Here is a 4885-nt window from a genome sequence, read left to right on the forward strand (position 1 = left end):
ACCGAATCACACCCAAAATGAAGTTGGCCATGGCGGCCTAAGCTCTACTTTCGAAACCCGTTAAAAATGGGGGGATTACCGGGAGACCATGCGGCGTGATGGCTAACCCTTCAATCGGGAGGACGTCACCCGGCAAGCCCGATGACACCTCTCATTTCAAACGTTAGGTGGCTGATGGAAGCACCGTGGTGGTCGCTCGCTGTTTCTCTCACTGCCCTCGGCGTGAGCATCTTCACCTTTTGGTGGACAAACGTTCGTGAGGCTCTGGCCCTGCACTTGGTACCGCTCGCGCGTATAGGCAACTTCGACGGCCCGGTCTTCGCGTTATGCAATGGGGGGAAGAGGGACCTCCTCGTAACCCAATTGCTTGTGTACTTTGAAACGGGCTCACGAGGCTCGCGCTACTACCCGGCCGTCTCTATTCAGGGCGGAGCGGAAGGACAGGCGGATTTCATCGCCGGAGGGAAGACGGTGGAATTCCGCGCTTCATTCCTTGAACCGTTTGGCGCAAACTTCGCTCAAGGCGGAGTAAAGGGCGATCCGTGGCCAGAGCTGTACTCACACTACATCGGTATCGAAGTGGAATGGGTTAGTCCCGGTGGGCAGGTGCGAATGGCCCGAGTCCTTCATTCCCGCCTTGGCTTTGCCGCCGATGGGAAGATTCGAGGCAAGGCGCCCTTGAGCAAAGACCAAGTCGCCTACAACCTTTATGAAGCAGCCACCTAACCCTTCCTTCGAGGGGACGTCACAAAGGCCGCTTCGCGTCCTTTGCGCCGCCACTCATGTCAAACGTTAGGCCTCACATGGACCGCACCGTCATCCGATCCGGCGTGCAGCAAGGACGCATCTTTGTGTGGGGAGCGTTGGGCTTTGCTTGCTTCTGGATTGCTCTGGCGGTCAATGCTTTGTCCAGCGGGGTCCCAGTAGGTCGTACGCTGTTCACTCGCCTTGTGCTTGTTCCAGTATTCGAGGCGGGCGGCGCAACTGCTGTTGCCGCCATCTTCATTGGATTCGCGTTGTGCTGCGTCGTAGTCGCCCGGTTTGTCTGGCGCCGTGCGCCTAGGGTCCCTGCAGATAGGTGGTGGCGATGGTGAGGTCAAACAGCTTCTTCGACTCGAGCGCAAACCCGCTTCCGTGCGCTTCGCGCACACGCCTCGTCTGCGCCGGTCAAGTTGGACGTTAGCCATCAAGAATACTTGCACAGCGTAAACATTATGTTTATGATTGGCGTATGATTCAAACATTCGCCAACACTGAAACCGAAGGCTTTTTCGTTACAGGTAAATCTCGTCGTTTACCTTCGGAAATCCTCAAACGTGCGGCTATGCGTCTCAATCAGTTGCATGCCGCTACAGAGTTAAAAGATTTACGTTTGCCGCCATCCAATCACCTGGAGGCTCTTTCAGGTAATCGCGTTGGTCAATGGAGCATACGTATAAACCAACAGTGGCGTGTCTGTTTTACATTTGAAAACGGTGACGCATTTAATGTCGAAATAGTGGATTACCACTAGGAGGAATAACATGATCCGCAATGGTTTAACACCCATCCATCCCGGCGAGTATCTCGCTGAAATCCTTGAGGAGCTTCATATTTCTCAAGCATTGTTTGCTCGCACCATTGGTGTGTCGCCCATGCGCATTTCCCATGTCGTTAAAGGCAAGCGCCCCGTTACGGCTGAATTGGCATTGCTGTTTGCAAAAGCTTTTGATCAAACTCCACAGTATTGGCTCAATTTGCAAGCCAGCTATGATTTAAAAACCGCTGAGAAAAGTATCGCCAACCGTCTCTTCTCCATTCATAGTTTGGCCCATGTGTAATGGCTAACCCCTCATTCCACCGGGCTGGCCGAAAAGCGCGGCCAGCCGCTGAATTCAAACGTTAGCCTTATGAATTCTCCTTCCTTTCAACGTACCCACGCCCAGGCCCTGTTGAAGTCTGGAGAGCTCGAGCAGGCGGTCGCATGCATGACTCGGTATGCTTTAAGTGGTGACGTTGAGGCGATGATTTTGCTCGCCAACTATGAGTTCGATCAAGGAACCCGGGAACGAAGTGATGGTTGGATTAAACAAGCCGAGCAATCCCTGCACCCTGAGGATCATGATGCAAAGGTCGAACTCCTCTCCGCCTACCAAATGGGCCTCGGATCAGAAGACCATGAAGTCCGAGACCGAAGAGCTCTTGAATTGCTCGGTGAGCTCGCTGAGTCAGGTAATCTCGTTGCCGCTCACTCATTGATGTCTCACTATCTCTATGGACTCAACGGGGCGGAGGTATCTCGTGAAAAGTTTGCGTATTGGGCGCGTGTGGCTGATTCACTGGGCTCAGATGGGGCGACCCTTGCACTTAAAAATATTGAGCGTTGGCCAAATGTGGGTCTTTAATTTCAGCAATGTGGCTAACCCTTCCGTCAACCGGACCTGTCTGCGGCAGTCCGGTTACCTTCAACGTTAGGCTTCATGAAGTTCCATTGCCTTATGCATAGCTTTAGAAAGCATCGTTTCGATTGCCTTCTTATCGCACTGACGTTCGCATGCGTCATCGTCATGTTCATCGCAAGTAGCGATCCAGTCCTGCCCTCGATTAGGGGGACAGCTGCACACGGCCTACTGAAGCAGTTTCAAACAGGCAATCAGATCGCCTTCGATTTGTCCGTTGGCCTTCTTGCTGGCGTCTTCATGTACTACTTGGTAGTCCGTGTACCTGAGCAAACTAAGCGTCGAAGACTTCGCACGAACCTTGTAGAGACGTACAGATCCTTCAAGAAAGACAGCATCGCTGTCTACTTGGGTTGCTTCATGCCTTCCTATCCAGCAGAACTGCCAGAGACCCTCTCAAAGCAAGCCGAGTTTCGGAAGTTCTTTAGTGAGCCGCACGTCCCCGACCAAGACAGGTGGCACGCAGTCGCCAACGGTCTTAACGAATATCGCCTCAAGAGTCTCGTGGTAGAGCTTGAGATTCTCATGCAGGAGATTCACTTCACGCTGAGCGCTATCGATGTCCAGGATCACAGAGCATTTCAGTTTCTCAAGCATCTTTCCAAGATCATCTACCGCAGCAAAAACTGGACTACTGAGTACGACGATGTCAAGTCAATGATGGGATTCCTTTGGTCACTGCACACCGGTTGGAGCTGGGCTGATGGCTATGCCGAATCTGATCCCATCGCAGAAATGATCGCCGCGATATGAAGCCTAACCCTTCCATTGAGAGGGACGTCCAAGGGCTGTCGCCCTTGGCCGCCCCTCATGTCAAATGTTATAACTCAGGAAAGTGATGAGCAGTTTCTCGAAGCTAGATGATAATATTTTTCTTTTATCTGTATTGAAAGATGGAGAGGAGGCATTTTCTGAAGTTAAAATCGATAGGCTAGCCATAGAGATTCCTGAGGATATTGAGTTAACTGAATATCAGTATTATGTCCAGAAAGTTGGATTTTACCTGGTACATACAATTTCTTGGTGTAAACAACTTGATTTGGCAATCGATCTTCTATCGAACTTTGATTATTCGAAGAAAAATGCATCTAGGGCAGACCATCTAATCTACAACATTGAAAACTACCTAATCAGAATCAAGTCAGTGCATGACAGGATTCTTCAGCTTGTAAATGCCGTATTTCACTTGTGTATTAACGAAGCAAATGTTAATCACGGAGTTATTGTTAGCAACTACAAAGTTCAGCACCGCCCCGAAATACATAAGTCAATGAAAAGTATTAGCAAGTACCTTAATGATCACGAGCAAATCAGGCATACCCTCATTCATCGGCATTCATTGATAGATAAGAATCTCAAGAAAATTGAAATTTTTTACCTGAATAACTTTGAGCACATTGACGATGAAGAGAAGGTAAAAGCCTACAAGTATGTGCGGTCCGACCATTTGAAAAGATATATTGCCGATAAGAAGAAAGAATTCAACCTCATAAACAGCTCACTTTTCAAGCTCATTGATGAGTTGTTCATCTTACTCAAGCCTGAATATGAAAGGCAGAAGAAGATTGTTGGGTGAAAGTTATATCAAGGCGCTGCTGTCGGACTAGTTTTCCGCTGCGCTACAAACTTGCCGCAGAGCGGCGCGTTAGGCGTTGAAACATGAAGCTAAATTGGAAGGTCTACTGTGTCCTCGCTACTGTTTTTGCTGCGTCAATGGGTACGTTTTTCCTAATCCCAGACGGACGTGAACTATTAGGCGCTTTTGTCGCAGCCCCCGGTGTAATTGCCCTCTTGGGAGTCCTCCTACAACTCTTGAGGGACGAAGCGGACTACGAAAAACGTCTCGAGATACAGCGCAAAGAGTTTCAGTTCTCGTTAGGTGCAGCATCGCACATGGCCAACGCAGCCTTCGATCGACACGTAGAGTTTTGTGAGAAGTACATGAAAGCGCTACACGACACAGTCCAGACGCTTTGGCGCGAGGGCGACACGCCAGCGGCCTTGGATCATGCAAATAACCTTTATGCCTTGCGCCAAGATTACGCCACCTGGCTTACCGATCGCATTAATGATGATCTCGGGGAATTTGAGTCTGCGCTTCGGAAACTCGGCGCCGACGCACACTTCATCAGGTCAACTTCCGGGCGGGAGGGCTACTCAGAGCAACGCGCCGTTCGGATTGAAAGCAACTTCGAGCTGTTTGACAGGATTCTAGGTATATCGAAGAAAGATATTCTAGAGAAGTCGCTGGTAGAGGCGCTGAAGGCCAAAGTACGAACGATATTGGGCGTGGAGGAACTAACCAAACTCCGAGACCACTTAATAAAACAGGCCAGCAATGCTATCAACGCCTAACAATGCGCTCAAATCGCTCAAATCGCTCAAATCGCTCAAATCGCTCAAATCGCTCAAATCGCTCAAATCGCTCAAATCGCTCAAATCGCTCA

At 49.9% G+C, this 4885-nt stretch carries 7 protein-coding genes; all 7 read left to right on the top strand.

Going from position 1 to position 4885, the window contains the following annotated elements:
* The first annotated feature begins 174 nt into the window (after positions 1 to 174).
* The 7 genes from BSZ31_RS10730 to BSZ31_RS10765 all read left to right on the top strand — a co-directional run bounded on the left by BSZ31_RS10730 (position 175) and on the right by BSZ31_RS10765 (position 4793).
* Entirely contained in the window at positions 175 to 726 is a 552-nt protein-coding gene (locus BSZ31_RS10730) for a hypothetical protein (RefSeq protein ID WP_105028743.1), read from the top strand.
* Between the two features lie 505 nt (positions 727 to 1231).
* Positions 1232 to 1513, top strand: coding sequence for a type II toxin-antitoxin system RelE/ParE family toxin (locus BSZ31_RS10740; protein ID WP_105028745.1), 282 nt, complete (start codon positions 1232 to 1234; stop codon positions 1511 to 1513).
* Between the two features lie 10 nt (positions 1514 to 1523).
* Positions 1524 to 1820 (top strand): HigA family addiction module antitoxin, encoded by a 297-nt coding sequence (locus tag BSZ31_RS10745; protein WP_105028746.1) that lies wholly within the window; start codon positions 1524 to 1526, stop codon positions 1818 to 1820.
* Between the two features lie 69 nt (positions 1821 to 1889).
* The gene (locus BSZ31_RS10750) at positions 1890 to 2384 is read left to right on the top strand and encodes a hypothetical protein (protein ID WP_105028747.1); all 495 of its coding nucleotides are present in this window, start codon (positions 1890 to 1892) and stop codon (positions 2382 to 2384) included.
* A gap of 162 nt (positions 2385 to 2546) precedes the next feature.
* Positions 2547 to 3191, top strand: a complete 645-nt coding sequence (locus tag BSZ31_RS10755) for a hypothetical protein (protein ID WP_146106668.1) — start codon at positions 2547 to 2549, stop codon at positions 3189 to 3191.
* A gap of 85 nt (positions 3192 to 3276) precedes the next feature.
* On the top strand, positions 3277 to 4014 hold the full coding sequence (locus tag BSZ31_RS10760; protein WP_105028749.1) for a Cthe_2314 family HEPN domain-containing protein: 738 nt from the start codon (positions 3277 to 3279) through the stop codon (positions 4012 to 4014).
* Positions 4015 to 4097: 83 nt separating this feature from the next.
* Positions 4098 to 4793, top strand: coding sequence for a hypothetical protein (locus BSZ31_RS10765; RefSeq protein ID WP_105028750.1), 696 nt, complete (start codon positions 4098 to 4100; stop codon positions 4791 to 4793).
* Positions 4794 to 4885 lie beyond the last annotated feature (92 nt).

Origin of the sequence: Limnobacter sp. SAORIC-690 (assembly GCF_002954425.1) — a bacterium.
Classification (GTDB): domain Bacteria; phylum Pseudomonadota; class Gammaproteobacteria; order Burkholderiales; family Burkholderiaceae_B; genus Limnobacter; species Limnobacter profundi.